The organism is Pseudarthrobacter sp. MDT1-56, assembly GCF_059383555.1.
This window is the reverse complement of sequence record NZ_JBWZCK010000002.1, coordinates 377423-392403: the sequence shown is the minus strand read 5'-3', so window position 1 is coordinate 392403 and position 14981 is coordinate 377423. Positions and strand designations below refer to the sequence as shown.

Below are 14981 nucleotides of genomic sequence, written 5' to 3'. Positions count from 1 at the left end.
GTGTGTTCGTCGGCTCCGGCATCTTCAAGTCCGGCAACCCGGCCCAGCGTGCCGCCGCCGTCGTGAAGGCCACCACCTTCTTCGATGACCCGGAAGAGATCGCAAAGGCCTCCCGCGGCCTGGGCGAGGCGATGGTCGGCATCAACGTGGACGAAATCCCGCAGCCGCACCGCCTCGCCGAGCGCGGCTGGTAACTGAACTAAAGCAACAACAACGACGCCGGCCGGTCACCTTTCCCAGGTGGCCGGCCGGCGTCGTGCTTTTCCCCATCGTCTGCTCCGCAACTGCCCTTATGGGGCTCCAAACGGGCGGTTACGGAGCAACCGATGGGGTGGGGGAGGCGGGTTAGTCAAGGCCGCGGCGCTTGAGGAGGGGTTCGAGCTCGGCGTCGCGGCCGCGGAAGGCGCGGAAGGAATCCAGCGGGTCGCGGCTGTGGCCTCGGGAGAGTAGCTCGGCGCGGAAGAAGTCCCCGTTGGCCCGGGTGAGGCCGCCGTTGTCCTTGAACCATTCGACCGTTTCGGCGTCCAGCACCTCGCTCCAGATGTAGGAGTAGTAGCCCGCGGCATAGCCGGCGCCGGCGAAGATGTGCTGGAAGTAGCCGGTGCGGTAGCGCGGCGGGATCAGGTGATGGGCGACGCCGGCCGCGGCCAGCGCCTTGGCCTCGAATTCCAGGACGTCCTCGGGCACCTCGGAACCGTCCAGCACGTGCCAGGCGAGGTCCAGCAGGGCCGCGCCCAGGTATTCGGTGGTGCCGAAGCCCTCGCCCCAGAGCTGCGCAGCGTCAAGCTTATCCACCACTTCCTGCGGCAGGGCCTCCCCGGTGGCGTAGTGGCGGGCATAGTTCGCGAGAACCTCCGGCCACATGATCCACATCTCGTTCACCTGCGAGGGGTACTCCACGAAGTCGCGCGGCACGGAGGTGCCGGAGAAGCGCGGGTAGGTGACCGAGGAGAACAGCCCGTGCAGGGCATGGCCGAACTCGTGGAAAGTGGTGCGGAGCTCGTCCAGGGTCAGCAGCGTGGGTTCCCCGGCCGGCGGCTTGGAAATGTTGAGGTTGTTGATCACCACGGGCCGGGTGTTGAGCAGTCCGGACTGTTCCACGAGGGAGTTCATCCATGCCCCGCCGCGTTTGGACTCGCGCGTGTAGTAGTCGCCCAGGAACAGGCCAAGCTCAGCGCCGTCGTGGTTGCGGACTTCCCAGACGCGCACGTCCGGGTGGTAGCCGGCGAGGTCGGCGCGTTCGTGGAAGGTGATGCCGTAGAGCGCGTTGGCGGCGAAGAATACGCCGTCGTTGAGGACGCGGTCCAGCTCGAAGTAGGGGCGCAGGGCCTGCTCGTCCACGGCGTACCGCTCGCGCTTGACCTTGGCGGAGTAATAGGCCCAGTCCCAGGCCTCAAGGGGGTGGCCGGCGACTTCGGCCAGCGCTTCGGCCTCGGCGTCGGCGTTCCGGACGGCGGCCGGTGCGAGCCGGTTCATCATGGTCTGCACGGCGGCGAAGTCCGGGGCGGTCTGCTGGTCCACGACGAGTTCGGCGTAGTTGGTGAAGCCCAGCAGCGCCGCCTTCTCCGCGCGGAGCCTCACCAGGTCCTTGACCAGGTCCAGCACGTCGAGGGCGCTGCCGTCGCTGCCGCGGCCGATGGAGGCCTCGAAGAGGCGGCGGCGGACGTCGCGGTTTTCGAGGGCAGCGAGGGCGGGCTGGTTGCTGGGCTGGATGAGGGTCAGCAGGAACTTGCCCTCGTGCCCGGCGGTGCGGGCGGCTTCCGCGGCGCTGGCAACATCGTCAGCAGGCAGCCCGGCGAGCTCGGCGGCGTCGTCGAGCAGCAGCGCAGCGGACTTCATCGCTTCCTTCACCCGCTGGCCGAACTCGGTTCCGAGCCGGGAGAGCTCGGCGTTGACGGCCTTGAGCCGTTCCTGTCCGGCGCCGTCGAGCTGGATGCCGGACTGGCGGAACTCCTTGAGGTACTCGTCCACCAGCCGGGCGGACTCGGCGTCGAGCTGGTCCGTGTTGACCGCGGAGAACCGTTCGAACAGTCCCCGGTTGAGGTAGACGGCGTCCTGGTGGGCCGAGAACCGCGGGGACAGGATGGTCTCGAGGTCGCGGATGGGGTCCGAGGCGTCGGCGGAAACGAGGGTGAAGAAGGACGCCGCCGCACGCTGTAGGAGCTGCCCGGACCGCTCCATTGCCAGTGCGGTGTTTTCAAAGCTGGCTGGCTCCGGGGTGTCCACGATGGCCTGGATTTCACCGAGGTGCTCGGCGAGACCGGCTTCCACGGCTTCGGCGTAGTGCTCATCCGTGATGTCCGCGAACGGCGGCAGACCGAACGGCAGGGGGCTGGGGCTCAACAGGGGATTAGTCATGAAATAACTCTTTCATGTAATGGGGCGAGTCTCAACGGTTTGCTACGCGTGTTGGGTCCGTTGCCGCCGTAGGATGGGCGCCATGCGTACCATCACCCCCCAGCTGCGCGGCCGTTTGCTCGCCGCCGCCGCTGCGTTCTCCCTTGTGGCCTCCGTGGCTTCCTGCGGCATCGGCGCACAATCCGAAAGCACTGCCCCAGGCTCCCCGTCGGCGGCCGGGAGCTCCTCCGGCCCGGCAGCGGCCCAGAGCCCGGCAACGACGCCGGCAACCACCCAGGCGGCGTCGCCGTCGAGCACTCCAAGTCCTTCGGCGACTCCGACGCCAGGGAAGGGACCGGACTGCGCGGCCGTCCGCTGCACCTCGGTAGTGGTCACCGGGGACATGCTGGTCCACGCCCAGCTCTGGGAGCAGGCCCGCGCGGACGCCCTGGCCACCGGCGCCAAGGGCCTGGACTTCGGGCCGCTGCTTGAGGGCCAGCGCAAGTACATCGAGAAGAGTGACCTCGCGATCTGCCACCAGGAGACGCCAGTGGCCGGCCCGGCCGGGCCTTTCTCCGCGTACCCCTCCTTCAACGTTCCGCCGCAGATCCTCACAGCCGCCCAGCAGGTGGGCTACCAGGCGTGCACCACCGCGAGCAACCACACCATTGACCGCGGCACCGCCGGGCTGGTCCGCACCCTGGATGCACTTGACGCTGCGGGGCTGCAGCACACGGGGGCCTACCGGAGCGAAGCCGACGCCGAGGGCGTCCTGATCCTGCAGACCGCCGCGGCGAAGATCGCCGTGATCAGTGCGACGTACGGGCTCAACGGACAGCTCCCGGAAGCGGCCTGGCAGGTGGACATGCTCGACCCCGAGGTCATGGTCGCCAAGGCGAAGAAGGCCCGGGACCTCGGCGCGGACATCGTGCTGGGCGCCATGCACGCCGGCGACGAATATTCGAGCGTGCCCAACGCCGAGCAGAAGAGCGTCGCCCATGCCCTCGCGGACAGCGGCCAGTTCACCATGATCTACGGCCACCACTCGCACTCGGTCCTGCCGATCGAGCAGTACAAGGGCACCTGGATTGCCTACGGCCTGGGCAACGGGATCACCGAACTCTCGCCGAACTATGTGGTGAACAACGAGGGTCTGCTGGTCCGGGTCCAGTTCAGCCAGGACACCGCCGGCACCTGGACCGCCTCCGACCTGGCCTGGGCGCCGTCGGTGATTGTCCGCGGCCCCTACCGCTGGTGCTCGGTTGCCTCTGACGCCCCGCAGGGTTCATGCGCCGGGGCCGCGGCTGACGCGGCTACCCGCCAGCGCACCCAGACCGCGGTCGAGTCCATGGGGGCCGCGGCCGCCGGCGCCCACGAACTGCTCATCACCAAGGAACCGTAGACGCGCCGGCGCAGGAGGCTTTCGTGGGCAAAGTATCGACGGCGGACCGGGAAGCCCGGAACGGGACCTTCCCCAACGGCATGGACTACCTGAGCTGGGGAAGCGGCCCGAAGACACTCCTTTTCATCCAGGGCGGTCCCGGGAGCACGGTCCCCACGGGGATGCTGCGCGGGATGTTCCGGCGGCAGTTCGACGCCTTTCTCCACGCCGGATACGCCGTCTGGATTATCACCCGGCGCCGGGGCATGCCGCCGGAGCACAGCATTGCGGACATGGCGGACGACTACGCACGGCTCATCGCCGAGGAGTTCGGCGGGTGCGTTGACGTCGTTGTGGCGGAGTCATTTGGCGGGATGATCGCCCAGTATCTGGCCGCACGGCATCCCGGCTCGTTCGGCCATATCGCCATGGTGGTCACGGCCGCGGAGCTGAGCGACTGGTGCAAGGACGTTGATTCGCGGATGGCCACGGCCCTCGCAGGCGGAGACACGAACGGCGCCGGGACGGTCTTCGCAGAGTATCTACTGCCGGGCCGGCGCCTGATGTGGCTGCGGCGGCTGATCGGGCCCTTGATCAGCCGCCGGCTGCTGAGCGGGTCCGATTTCCCCTCCCAGGACGTGCTCACTGAGGTGCAGGGCGAAATGACCTTTAATTCCCGGGCGGTACTCCCGCTCATACGGCGGCCCGTGTTGCTGATCTGCGGAGGCTCCGACCAGTTCTTTCCCCGTGAGGTCGCCCAGGAAACGGCCGGGCTGATCCCGGACTGCACGCTCATCTGGTATGAAGGCAAGGGCCACCTCCGGGCAGCCTCCAGCGGACGCATCGCGCACGACGTGCTGGCGTTCGCCGGGCGCAACTGACCTGCGGCCGGGACTTAGCTCACGCCCGGCGCGGACCGAGGCCCTGCAGCCGGCCCGGGTCCAGGGCAAGGGACATGTAGACGCTGTTCGCGTCGTCCCCGTAGTCGGCAAAGGGCGGGCAAATGCTGAATCCGTGACGCTGGTACAGCCGCCGGGCCGGGGCGAAGAAGTCCTGGCTTCCGGTCTCGAGGTACAGGCGGACATAGCCGTTGAGCCGGGCCTCTGCCAGGATGTGGGCCAGCAGGAGGGTGGCGATGCCCCGGCCCCGTGCGTGGGCAGCGGTGCGCATGGACTTGATCTCGCCCTCGCGCTTCTGGAGCTGTTTCAGCGCCCCGCAGCCGAGCACCGCGGCGCTTTCCCGTGCGGTCCAGAAGGTGATGCCCGGTCCGGAGAGAGCCGCGGAATCGAGGGCGTGCACGCTCTCGGCGGGCGAGGTGGCAAACATGTCCGCGAGGTGCTCGACCAGGAGCTGCTGGACGTCGGCACGCCCGGGGTTGTCGCGGTCAATCCGGATCATCGTGAACGGCTCCTCTCCAGAATGTGCTGCCGTCCGCCGAGGTCGCGGGAAGCGCGCTCCGGTCGCCGGAACGTTCCGGCTACTGTGCCGCTTTCCGGCGATTTCGCCTCAGGTGGGGTCAGCGCGGGCGGCGGGCGGCGTGTTCCCGGGCGAGGACGGCGTAGGAGTCGTCCGGGGTGCCGGGGGAGAAGCTGCCGTATTTGCGTTCGGCGGCGGTCCTGATGAGGAAGTCCGCCAGCGCCGGGTTCTTGGGCAGCAGGGAGCCGTGCAGGTAGCTCGCCACGATGTTCCGGTAGCGTGCGCCTTCCTGGCCGTCGCTGCTGTTGTTCCCGGTGCCCTTCGCCGTGGTGCCCAAGGGTGAGACGCCGGGACCGAGGGTTGTCTGGCCGCTGTGGTTCTCGTACCCCAGGACGGTGCCGAACTCGGGGGAGGACACCGATACGTTGCCGATCAGCCGCTCGTCGGTGCCGTGGGTCTCCACGTCCAGGATGCCGATTCCCGGGATGACAGACCCCGTCCGGGTCTTGAAGAACTTCCCGAACAGCTGGTAGAGGCCGCAGATCACCAGCATCGGGGTGCCGTCCTCGGCCAGCTCCTTCAGGACGGTCTCGCGAGAGAGCAGGTCATCCTGGATGACGAGTTGGCCGCTGTCCTGCCCGCCGCCGCCAACGATCAGGTCGATGTCCGAGGGGAACGTGTCGCCGACGTTGTACTCGAGCAGCTCCGGGGTGTACCCGTGCCAGCGCAGCCGCTGGGCCAGCACCAGGGCATTGCCCCAGTCGCCGTAGATGTTCATGTCCCGCGGGTACAGCTGCAGGACCCGGATGGTGCCCTTGCCGGGCGCCGGGGATTCCTCGGGCGGAAGCTCGTGCCCGAAGGAGAACGTGGACTCGCTGGACGGGCCGGATTCGCTGGCGGGGGACTGGGGGGTCATGAGACCACCTCCACTGTGGTGATTTTGGACAGCTCGCGGCGGATCGCCAGCATCGCTGTGTAGGTGCAGAAGACCCGCTTTGGCTTGTCCCTGGCGCCGCTGATGAAAGCCGCCAGTGCCGGCGCAATCTCGGTGTTCACCGCTCCGATCGCGACGTCGTCGTACTGCAGGCGGAGCGCCATGTCGTAGGCGCGGGAGCCGCTCAACTGGTCCACGCCGCCCTCCCGGAGGGTGTCGAACTCGACGTCCCAGAGCCAGGACATGTCCCGGCCGTCGGCGTAGTTGTCGTTGATCGCGATCATCGTGGCGTAACCCGCGGCCGGGAAGGACTTCAGCCCGAGGCGGAAGCCGCTGGGGTTCTTCACCAGCACCAGATCCAACGGCAGGCCGTCGACGACGAGGCTCTCACCGCGGCCGAACGCCGGCGCCACCTGGGACAGCGCCTTCAGCAGGCCCTCGTTGTCCGCTACAGCCGGTTTTCCAGGGACCGAGTCCCCCACGGCAATGGCCCGCGCCAGGGTCAGCGCGGCCGCGGCATTGAAGATGTTATAGACGCCGCGGAGCTTCATGGAGGTGCTGGCCGTAACGCCGTCGTACTCGAAGTCCGCGTCCGCCGCACCCACCCGGCGCAACACGACGTCGGCGTGCGGCTTCGCAGGAGCCGGCGGCACCGGGCTCCCGGGGGCCGCCCGCATCTCGTCGTCATTCGGGAAGGTGCTCAGCAGGGAATCGTCGAGGCCGAAGTAAAGGACGTCGGGACCGGTGACGGTATCAGTTTTGAGCGTGTCCGCGATTCGCGCGACGCGCGGGTCCTCGCGGTTCAGCACGACCGTACCGGTGGTCTTGGAGGCGATGTGCTGCAGAAGCTGCGCGGTCTTGTCGATCTCACCGAAGCGGTCCAGCTGGTCCCGCAGGACGTTCAGCAGAAGGCAGTAGCGCGGCGGCACCTGGTTGACGAAGTGCACCGCGTGGGCCTCGTCCAGTTCCAGCACGGCGACGTCCGCGTTCAGCCGTCCGCGCCAGTCCACCTCTCCCAGCAGCGCCGCGGCCACACCGCGGGTGAAGTTGCTGCCGGTGCGGTTCGTGAAGACTTTCATGCCCTGGCTTTCCAGCAGTTCGACCACCATCTTCGTGGTGGTCGTCTTGCCATTCGTGCCGCTGACGACGGCGACGCCGTGCGGCAGCGTGGACAGGGTCCTGCGCATGAAGCCGGGGTCTATCTTTTCAACCACGAGCCCGGGAAGGGCGGAGCCTCCGCCCCTGAGCCGGGTGACCCGGCGGACGAGCTTGCCGAGCGGAACGCTGAAGTAAAACATGCTCTGTAATATATCCCAGCGGCGGCATGGAGGCCCGCCGGGCGGCGGCAGGCGACGTGCGCGGGCCACTATGCTGGTCCGATGACCAACCCCACTTCTGCGCCCTCTTCCCGTGTGGGAACGGGGCTGCGGATCGGCGTCCTGGCACTTCAGGGCGACTTCCGCGAACACCTGCACGCGGTGGAAGCAGCCGGCGCCACGGGCACCGGCGTGCGCCGGCCGTCCGAGCTCGACGGCCTCGACGGACTCATTATTCCCGGCGGCGAATCGACCACCATCGACAAGCTGTCCCGCGCCTTCGGGCTCTGCGACCCGCTGCGCCAGCGCATCAAAGACGGGCTGCCTGTCTACGGCTCCTGCGCCGGGATGATTCTCCTCGCGGAGGAGATCGCCGACCCCGCAAAGGACCTCGCCGGCAACCCGCAGCAGACCTTCGGCGGACTGGACATCACGGTGCGCCGGAACGCCTTCGGCCGGCAGCGCGAGTCCTTCGAGACGGACCTCGACTTTAAGGGCCTGGACTTCAGCGCCACCGCCGACGGCGTCGCCCCTGTCCATGCGGTCTTCATCCGCGGACCCTGGGTGGAGCGCGTCGGCGCCGGCGTGGAAGTCCTCGCCATAGTGGAACCTTCCAAGGCATCCCACCCCGAGGCGCTGGCCGGGACGGCTAGAATTGTTGCTGTGCGTTCCGGCAAGCTGCTGGCCACCTCCTTCCACCCGGAAGTGACGGGGGAGAAGCGCGTGCACGAATTGTTTATTCGAATGATCAGAGGAGAAGCGTAAAGCATGTCAGGCCACTCCAAATGGGCGACGACCAAGCACAAGAAGGCCATCCTCGACAGCCGCCGGGCCAAGTCGTTCGCCAAGCTGATCAAGAACATCGAAGTTGCCGCACGTATGGGCGGCCCGGACCTCGCCGGCAACCCGAGCCTGGAACTCGCCGTCACCAAGGCCAAGAAGACCTCGGTCCCCGCTGACAACATCGACCGCGCCATCAAGCGCGGCGCCGGACTCACCGGCGAAGTCGTGGACTACACCGAGATCATGTACGAATGCCGCGGACCGCAGGGCTCCGCGCTGCTGATCGAATGCCTCACGGACAACAAGAACCGTGCAGCGTCCGAGGTCCGGCTCGCTATCTCCCGCAACGGCGGCACCATCGCCGACCCCGGCTCGGTCAGCTACCTCTTCTCCCGCAAGGGCGTCGTCTCGCTGCCCAAGAACGGCCTGACCGAGGACGACGTCCTGATGGCCGTCCTCGACGCCGGCGCCGAGGAAGTCAAGGACAACGGCGACAGCTTCGAGATCCACTCCGAACCGACCGACCTGCAGGCCATCCGCGATGCGCTCAAGGAAGCCGGTATGGAATACGACACCGACGAGGCCGAGTTCGTCCCGTCCATGCAGGTCCCGCTGGATCTCGACGCTGCCAAGAAGTTCATGAAGCTCGTCGATGCCCTCGAGGAACTCGACGACGTCCAGAACGTCTACAGCAATGCCGACCTCAGCGACGAAGTGCAGGCCGCACTGGAATCCGAGTGACCCTCCGCGTCCTCGGCGTCGATCCGGGCCTCACCCGCTGCGGGATCGGCGTCGTGGACGTCGAAAAGAACCGCCGCGCCACCTTGGTGGCGTTCGGCGTCGTCGGAACCTCCCCGGAGGAGAGCCTGGACCAGCGCCTGCTGGTCATCGCCACCTCCATCGACGAGTGGCTCGACCAGTACGAACCCCACGTCCTCGCCGTCGAACGCGTCTTCTCGCAGCTCAATGTCAGCACCGTAATGGGGGTCGCACAGGCCTCCGGCGTCGTGATCGCCGCTGCCGCACGCCGCGGCATTCCGGTGGCCCTGCACACCCCGTCCGAGGTGAAGGCCGCCGTCACCGGCAGCGGAACCTCCAACAAGGAGGCGGTCACGAAGCTGGTCACCAAAATCCTCCGGCTCGACGCCCCGCCCCGGCCGGCGGACGCCGCCGACGCCCTCGCGCTGGCCATCACCCACGCCTGGCGGGCCGGCAGCGGAGCCGCGGTCGCCACCACGGGACCGGGCAGCCTCTCCCTGACCCCGGCCCAGCGGGCCTGGGCAGACGCGGAAGCCAAAGCGCGCCGTTCACGCTGAATGTCCGGCTGTCCGGTCCCAGCCCTTGATAGGGTATTCGTAGATATGTTCGGATAGCCGGGTCTTCCCGGTTCTATCTTTCAGCTGAATTTTCAGGAGCCCGGCTTTGATCAGTTTTCTCCGCGGAACCGTAGCGCACGTCGGCCTGTCCTCCGCCGTGATCGACCTCAACGGCGCCGGCATGAGCGTGAACGCCACGCCGCAGACCCTCAGCAGGCTCCGTGCCGGCGAGGAGGGGAAACTCTTCACCTCCCTGATCGTCCGCGAGGACTCCCTCACCCTGTTCGGATTCGGCAGCGACGACGAACGCGAAGTCTTCGATGTCCTGCTCAGCGTCAGCGGCGTCGGCCCCCGGCTGGCGCTGGCCGTCCTGGCCGTGCACGAGCCCGAAGCCATCCGCGTCGCCGCGCACTCCGGCGACGGCAAGGAATTCACGAAGGTGCCCGGCATCGGCCCCAAGGTCGCCGGCCGGATCGTGCTGGAACTCGCCGGAAAACTCGTGCCGCACGGCACCGCCACCGGCGCCACGGCCCCGGCGGAGTCCTCCGAAACGGTCTGGAAGCCGCAGGTCGTTGCAGCCATGACGAGTCTTGGCTGGTCCGAGAAGGACGCCACCGCCAGCATCGACAAATCCCTGGCTGATTCCCCCGAACTGGCCGAGAAGGGCAACGTCGCCGAGATCCTGCGCGCCACCCTCCGCTGGCTGGGCCAGGACGGCGCCCGCGCCGGGAACAGGGTAGGCGCCCGTGGCTGAGCCGTCGATTGTCGCCGGGGGAGAGGAGCCGGAGGAGCGGGTCATCGAAGCCGCCCTCAGGCCCAAGAACCTGCACGACTTCGTCGGCCAGCACCGGGTCCGCAAGCAGCTCTCCCTGGTCCTGGAGGCCTCGCGCATGCGCGGCCGCAGCGCTGACCACGTCCTGCTTTCCGGCCCTCCCGGGCTGGGGAAAACCACGCTGTCCATGATCATCGCAGCCGAGATGAACGCCCCGCTGCGGATCAGCAGCGGCCCGGCCATCCAGCATGCCGGGGACCTGGCGGCCATCCTGTCCTCACTCTCCGAAGGTGAAGTGCTTTTCCTCGACGAGATCCACCGGATGTCCCGGCCGGCCGAGGAGATGCTCTACATGGCGATGGAAGACTTCCGGGTCGACATCGTCGTCGGCAAAGGTGCCGGCGCCACCGCCATCCCGCTGGAACTCCCGCCCTTCACCCTGGTGGGGGCCACCACCCGCGCCGGCCTGCTGCCCGGCCCGCTCCGGGACCGCTTCGGCTTCACCGGCCACCTCGAGTTCTACTCCGTAGCCGAACTGGAGCTCGTGCTCCGGCGCTCCGCCGGCCTCCTGGACCTCAAGGTCAACTCCGCCGGCTTCAGCGAAATCGCGGGCCGTTCCCGCGGCACGCCCCGCATCGCCAACCGGCTCCTGCGCCGGGTCCGCGACTGGGCACTGGTGCACGGCATCGAGCAGATCGACGCACGCGCCGCCTCCGCGGCGCTGGACATGTACGAGGTCGATAAGCGGGGACTGGACCGTCTCGACCGTGCCGTCCTGGAGGCTCTCATCACCAAATTCGGCGGAGGGCCCGTGGGCCTGTCCACCCTGGCCATCGCCGTCGGCGAAGAGACCGAAACGGTGGAAACCGTCGCCGAGCCATACCTCGTCCGCGAGGGACTGCTGGGACGCACCCCGCGGGGGCGCATCGCGCTCGCCCCGGCCTGGACACACCTCGGCTTCGCGGTGCCGTCCGGGATCTTCGCCCAGGACCCGCTCGAGCTCTTCCGTGCAGAGGACGACACCCCGGACGTGCCGGACGGGCTTGGCCAGGACGCTGATCCGGAATGGATCCGTAATAGTCAATAGCACCGCTCCGTAACCTTTTCCCTTTAGACTGGAATGACGCTCGGCACGTTCGGGTCTTTGTTTCTGTGCGCGGCCAGCACCTGGCCGCCGTCGGCTGGGCATGATTCGCAGCCAGCCCGGAGCGAAGCGGACGTTGCTGTAAAACCAGCTACGCAAGTACAGAACGGAACTATTCCTGTGTTCGGACTTATTTCTGCCCAGACCCAGCCGCAGGCCGGCGGCGGTATCGACATCATGACCATCCTGTTGTTCGCCATGCTCGGCGTCTTCGTCTTTATGATGTTCCGCCGCAACAAGAAGACCCAGCAGCAGCAGGCGCAGCTCCAGTCGAAGTTCGCCCCGGGTGTCGAGGTCATGACGAGCTTCGGCCTGTACGGCCGGATCGTCGAGATCGACGACGAAGAGAACAAGGTCCTGCTGGAACTGTCCCCGGGTAACACCGCCACCGTTCACCGCCAGGCCGTCACCAAGATCGTCGAACCGGTTGTCGCCGCTGAGGAGCCCGCCGTCGTTCCCAACGATGCCTCCTCGCTGACCATCGACAAGGCCGACAGCGCCGCCCCCGTCAACGACGCCCCGCGCGACGAGACGCCGGAAGAAACCCTGCGCCGCCTCAACGACGAAGGTAAAAAAGACAGCTAGTCTGCCTGTTTGAGCTATCCCGCGAAGTAACGGCTGCGGGCCACCGCCGGAGCGGCCCGACCGGGCCGCCCGGCGGTTTCCTCCGTAAATAATAGAAAGATCGACAATGGCACGAACTGGCCCCAAAAACTCAGCCCTCAGGGTGCTGGTCTGGCTCGGCGTTATCCTCGCCGTCCTGACCGCCGTCCTGGCAGGCGGCACCATGGCCGGCCAGGCGAGCTGGGCTCCAAAGCTCGCCCTGGACCTTGAAGGCGGCACCCAGATGATCCTGGCGCCCAAGGTTGAGGGCGGTTCGGACATCAACGAAGAACAGCTCAACCAGGCCGTGGCGATCATCCGTCAGCGCGTGGACGGCTCCGGTGTCGCGGAAGCTGAAATCAGCACGCAGTCCGGGCGCAACGTCGTCGTCAGCCTGCCGGGCACACCGTCCAAGGAAACCCGGGCGCTGATCCAGGCGTCCGCCGACATGAACTTCCGGCCCGTCCTCCAAGCTGGTCCGGGCGCAGCTGTCCCCGCGGAGTCACTGACCCCGGACGACCAGCTGCCCCAGCCCACCGCTGAGCCCACCAACGGCAGCGACGTGAACTGGGTCACTCCCGAAATTTACAAGAAGTTCGAGACGCTCGACTGTGACAACCCCTCGCAGGACAAGCAGGAACGCTCCGACCCGACCCAGCCGCTGGTCACCTGCGAACCGGCCACCGCCAACTCGCCGGCGATCAAGTACATCCTTGGCCCGGTTGAGGTCAAGGGCGCAGACATTGCGGGTTCCTCCTTCCAGTTGCAGCGCGGTGCCCAGGGCGCCGTGACCAACGAGTGGGCTGTCAACATCCAGTTCAACGACGAGGGCACCGCCAAGTTCAAGGAAGTCACCGAGCGGCTGTACCAGTTCTACATCGCCGGCGGCGGCCAGAGCGGCTCGGATCCGAAGTCCCAGTTCGCGATCGTCCTCGACGACCAGGTCATTTCCGCTCCGCGGTCCCTCGCCGTCATCACCGATGGCCGTCCGCAGATCACCGGCGGCTTCACCGAGGAGTCCGCGAAGGCCCTCTCCGACCAGCTCCGCTTCGGCGCCCTGCCGATCAGCTTCGAGATCCAGAGCGAACAGCAGATTTCTGCCACCCTCGGTGGTGAGCAGCTGCGGATGGGTATGCTTGCCGGCCTGATCGGCCTGCTGCTGGTGGTGGTTTACTCACTGATCCAGTACCGGGCACTGGGCCTGGTCACCGTCGCCTCCCTCGTGGTGGCCGGAGCGCTGACGTACCTGGCCATCGCGATCCTCGGCTGGACCGAGAACTACCGGTTGTCCCTGGCCGGCGTCGCAGGCATCATCGTGGCCATCGGCCAGACCGCGGACTCGTTCATCGTCTACTTCGAACGTATCCGCGATGAGCTCCGTGAAGGCCGCGGCCTCGTCTCGGCCGTCGAGAACGGCTGGAGGCGCGCCAAGCGCACCGTCCTGGCATCCAAGGCAGTCAACCTTCTGGCCGCCCTCGTGCTGTACTTCGTGGCAGTGGGCAACGTCCGCGGCTTCGCGTTCACGCTCGGCCTGACGGCCATTGCCGACCTCATCGTGGTCTTTATGTTCACCCACCCGACCCTGCAGCTGCTGGCCCGCACCAAGTTCTTCGGTGAAGGCCATCCGCTCTCCGGACTGGACCCGAAGAGCCTCGGCGCCGTTCCCTTGTACCGGGGCGCGGGCCGGTTCCGCACTCCCGCGGACAAGCCGGCTGCAGTTGCCGCGCTCCGCGCCAAGAACACCGGCGCCACGGCTGAGGCCGAACGCCGGATGACCATTGCAGAACGACGCCTCGCGGAACGACAGGAACAGCTTGCTGGCTCCTCCAAGAGCACGTCCAAGGAGGGCAACTAAATGGCCACCAGTTTCGCCAATTTTGGCAATGAGCTCTACACGGGCAAACGTTCCTACGACTTCGTGGGATCCAAGAAGATCTGGTTCCTGATCGCGGGCGTCCTCGTGGCGCTGTCGATCCTGCTGCCGGTCGTCAAGGGCGGCTTCAACCTCGGCATCGAATTCCGCGGTGGTTCGGAATTCACCGTCTCCAACGTGAAAACCACCGACGCAGCCATCGGCGAAAAGGCTGTGGAGGACGTTGTCCCCGGCAGCGTCCCCCGAGTGGCGAACGTCGCCGGCAACACGATGCGGATCCAGACGGACAAACTCACGGAAGATGAGACGCTCCAGATCAAGGCGAGCCTCACCGAGGTCTACGGCGTAACCGACAACGAGGTGACATCAACTTTCATCGGCCCCACGTGGGGCGCTGACGTCACCAAGCAGGCCCTGCTGGGCCTGGCGATCTTCGTCGGACTCGCCGCCGTGCTGATGGCGCTGTACTTCCGGACCTGGAAGATGTCTCTCTCGGCCATCGTGGGCATGCTCGTGACGATGTTCATCACCGCCGGCGTCTATGCACTGAGCGATTTCGAAGTCACGCCGTCGGCCATCATCGGCTTCCTGACCGTGCTGAGCTACTCGCTGTACGACACGGTGGTGGTCTTCGACAAGATCCGTGAGAACACCGCGGACCTGCAGGCCTCTACCCGTCGGACCTTCGGCGAGGAAGTCAACCTGGCCGTCAACCAGACCCTGGTCCGCTCCATCAACACCATGATGGTGGCGATCCTCCCGGTCGGCGCCATCCTCTTCATCGGTGCCGGACTGCTGGGCGCCGGAACGCTGCGGGACCTCTCCCTGGCACTGTTTGTCGGGATCCTGATCGGCACGGCTGCCACGATTTTCATCGCCGCGCCGCTCTACGCCTGGCTGCGCCAGGGCGAACCGGAACTGGTCAAGCAGGCCGAGCGCGTGCACCATCGCCGCGCCCACGCTGCCGCCAAGACCGACTCCCCGGCGGAGCCGGCCACCGCGTAGCCGCCACGGTCCTGCCGGACCGGTCACCACCGGGGGTCTTCCGGTGGTCCCCACGGGCCGGAGAACGTCATTCGTGACGCTCTCCGGCCCGTCGCCGTATC

General features: G+C 67.2%; 14 protein-coding genes and 1 pseudogene. 11 read left to right on the top strand and 4 right to left on the bottom strand.

Features of this window, described 5'->3' with window-relative positions:
• Window positions 1-194, top strand: a pseudogene (locus AC50YC_RS05020) (pyridoxal 5'-phosphate synthase lyase subunit PdxS); the annotation flags it as partial.
• A gap of 151 nt (window positions 195-345) precedes the next feature.
• Here the strand turns inward: AC50YC_RS05020 and AC50YC_RS05015 are convergent.
• On the bottom strand, window positions 346-2358 hold the full coding sequence (locus AC50YC_RS05015) for a M3 family metallopeptidase (RefSeq protein ID WP_494952477.1): 2013 nt from the start codon (window positions 2356-2358) through the stop codon (window positions 346-348).
• A gap of 82 nt (window positions 2359-2440) precedes the next feature.
• Between AC50YC_RS05015 and AC50YC_RS05010 the strand changes: the two genes are divergently transcribed.
• Both AC50YC_RS05010 and AC50YC_RS05005 read left to right on the top strand, forming a co-directional pair.
• The gene (locus tag AC50YC_RS05010) at window positions 2441-3739 is read left to right on the top strand and encodes a CapA family protein (protein ID WP_494952476.1); all 1299 of its coding nucleotides are present in this window, start codon (window positions 2441-2443) and stop codon (window positions 3737-3739) included.
• Between the two features lie 23 nt (window positions 3740-3762).
• Complete coding sequence (locus tag AC50YC_RS05005) at window positions 3763-4599, top strand: alpha/beta fold hydrolase (protein ID WP_494952475.1); 837 nt, start codon at window positions 3763-3765, stop codon at window positions 4597-4599.
• A gap of 19 nt (window positions 4600-4618) precedes the next feature.
• Here the strand turns inward: AC50YC_RS05005 and AC50YC_RS05000 are convergent, their stop codons facing one another.
• The 3 genes from AC50YC_RS05000 to AC50YC_RS04990 all read right to left on the bottom strand — a co-directional run bounded on the left by AC50YC_RS05000 (window position 4619) and on the right by AC50YC_RS04990 (window position 7366).
• On the bottom strand, window positions 4619-5116 hold the full coding sequence (locus AC50YC_RS05000; protein WP_494952474.1) for a GNAT family N-acetyltransferase: 498 nt from the start codon (window positions 5114-5116) through the stop codon (window positions 4619-4621).
• A gap of 118 nt (window positions 5117-5234) precedes the next feature.
• Window positions 5235-6050, bottom strand: coding sequence for a type 1 glutamine amidotransferase (locus tag AC50YC_RS04995; protein WP_494952473.1), 816 nt, complete (start codon window positions 6048-6050; stop codon window positions 5235-5237).
• Complete coding sequence (locus AC50YC_RS04990; protein WP_494952472.1) at window positions 6047-7366, bottom strand: Mur ligase family protein; 1320 nt, start codon at window positions 7364-7366, stop codon at window positions 6047-6049. Before AC50YC_RS04990 ends, AC50YC_RS04995 begins: the two co-directional genes overlap by 4 nt.
• 81 nt (window positions 7367-7447) lie before the next feature.
• Between AC50YC_RS04990 and pdxT the strand changes: the two genes are divergently transcribed.
• The 8 genes from pdxT (at window position 7448) to secF (ending at window position 14880) form a co-directional block, all read left to right on the top strand.
• Window positions 7448-8149, top strand: a complete 702-nt coding sequence (gene pdxT / locus AC50YC_RS04985) for a pyridoxal 5'-phosphate synthase glutaminase subunit PdxT (RefSeq protein ID WP_494952471.1) — start codon at window positions 7448-7450, stop codon at window positions 8147-8149.
• A gap of 3 nt (window positions 8150-8152) precedes the next feature.
• Entirely contained in the window at window positions 8153-8908 is a 756-nt protein-coding gene (locus tag AC50YC_RS04980) for a YebC/PmpR family DNA-binding transcriptional regulator (RefSeq protein WP_354170872.1), read from the top strand.
• A complete protein-coding gene (gene ruvC, locus AC50YC_RS04975) occupies window positions 8905-9483 on the top strand; it encodes a crossover junction endodeoxyribonuclease RuvC (RefSeq protein ID WP_494952470.1) in 579 nt (192 codons plus the stop codon). The genes AC50YC_RS04980 and ruvC overlap by 4 nt, the downstream gene beginning before the upstream one ends.
• A 106-nt stretch (window positions 9484-9589) precedes the next feature.
• On the top strand, window positions 9590-10237 hold the full coding sequence (gene ruvA, locus AC50YC_RS04970; protein WP_494952469.1) for a Holliday junction branch migration protein RuvA: 648 nt from the start codon (window positions 9590-9592) through the stop codon (window positions 10235-10237).
• Window positions 10230-11342, top strand: coding sequence for a Holliday junction branch migration DNA helicase RuvB (gene ruvB / locus AC50YC_RS04965; protein WP_494952468.1), 1113 nt, complete (start codon window positions 10230-10232; stop codon window positions 11340-11342). Before ruvA ends, ruvB begins: the two co-directional genes overlap by 8 nt.
• A gap of 234 nt (window positions 11343-11576) precedes the next feature.
• The gene (gene yajC / locus AC50YC_RS04960; RefSeq protein ID WP_494952499.1) at window positions 11577-11984 is read left to right on the top strand and encodes a preprotein translocase subunit YajC; all 408 of its coding nucleotides are present in this window, start codon (window positions 11577-11579) and stop codon (window positions 11982-11984) included.
• Between the two features lie 106 nt (window positions 11985-12090).
• Window positions 12091-13857 (top strand): protein translocase subunit SecD, encoded by a 1767-nt coding sequence (gene secD, locus AC50YC_RS04955; protein ID WP_494952467.1) that lies wholly within the window; start codon window positions 12091-12093, stop codon window positions 13855-13857.
• Window positions 13858-14880, top strand: a complete 1023-nt coding sequence (gene secF / locus AC50YC_RS04950; RefSeq protein ID WP_494952466.1) for a protein translocase subunit SecF — start codon at window positions 13858-13860, stop codon at window positions 14878-14880.
• Window positions 14881-14981: the final 101 nt, after the last annotated feature.

Bases quoted from the DNA above. Each gene is read 5' to 3' on its own strand.
- AC50YC_RS05015 (WP_494952477.1), bottom strand. From the start codon at position 2,358: ATGACTAATCCCCTGTTGAGCCCCAGCCCCCTGCCGTTCGGTCTGCCG.
- AC50YC_RS05010 (WP_494952476.1), top strand. From the start codon at position 2,441: ATGCGTACCATCACCCCCCAGCTGCGCGGCCGTTTGCTCGCCGCCGCC.
- AC50YC_RS05000 (WP_494952474.1), bottom strand. From the start codon at position 5,116: ATGATCCGGATTGACCGCGACAACCCCGGGCGTGCCGACGTCCAGCAG.
- AC50YC_RS04995 (WP_494952473.1), bottom strand. From the start codon at position 6,050: ATGACCCCCCAGTCCCCCGCCAGCGAATCCGGCCCGTCCAGCGAGTCC.
- AC50YC_RS04990 (WP_494952472.1), bottom strand. From the start codon at position 7,366: ATGTTTTACTTCAGCGTTCCGCTCGGCAAGCTCGTCCGCCGGGTCACC.
- pdxT (WP_494952471.1), top strand. From the start codon at position 7,448: ATGACCAACCCCACTTCTGCGCCCTCTTCCCGTGTGGGAACGGGGCTG.
- AC50YC_RS04980 (WP_354170872.1), top strand. From the start codon at position 8,153: ATGTCAGGCCACTCCAAATGGGCGACGACCAAGCACAAGAAGGCCATC.
- yajC (WP_494952499.1), top strand. From the start codon at position 11,577: ATGACCATCCTGTTGTTCGCCATGCTCGGCGTCTTCGTCTTTATGATG.
- secD (WP_494952467.1), top strand. From the start codon at position 12,091: ATGGCACGAACTGGCCCCAAAAACTCAGCCCTCAGGGTGCTGGTCTGG.
- secF (WP_494952466.1), top strand. From the start codon at position 13,858: ATGGCCACCAGTTTCGCCAATTTTGGCAATGAGCTCTACACGGGCAAA.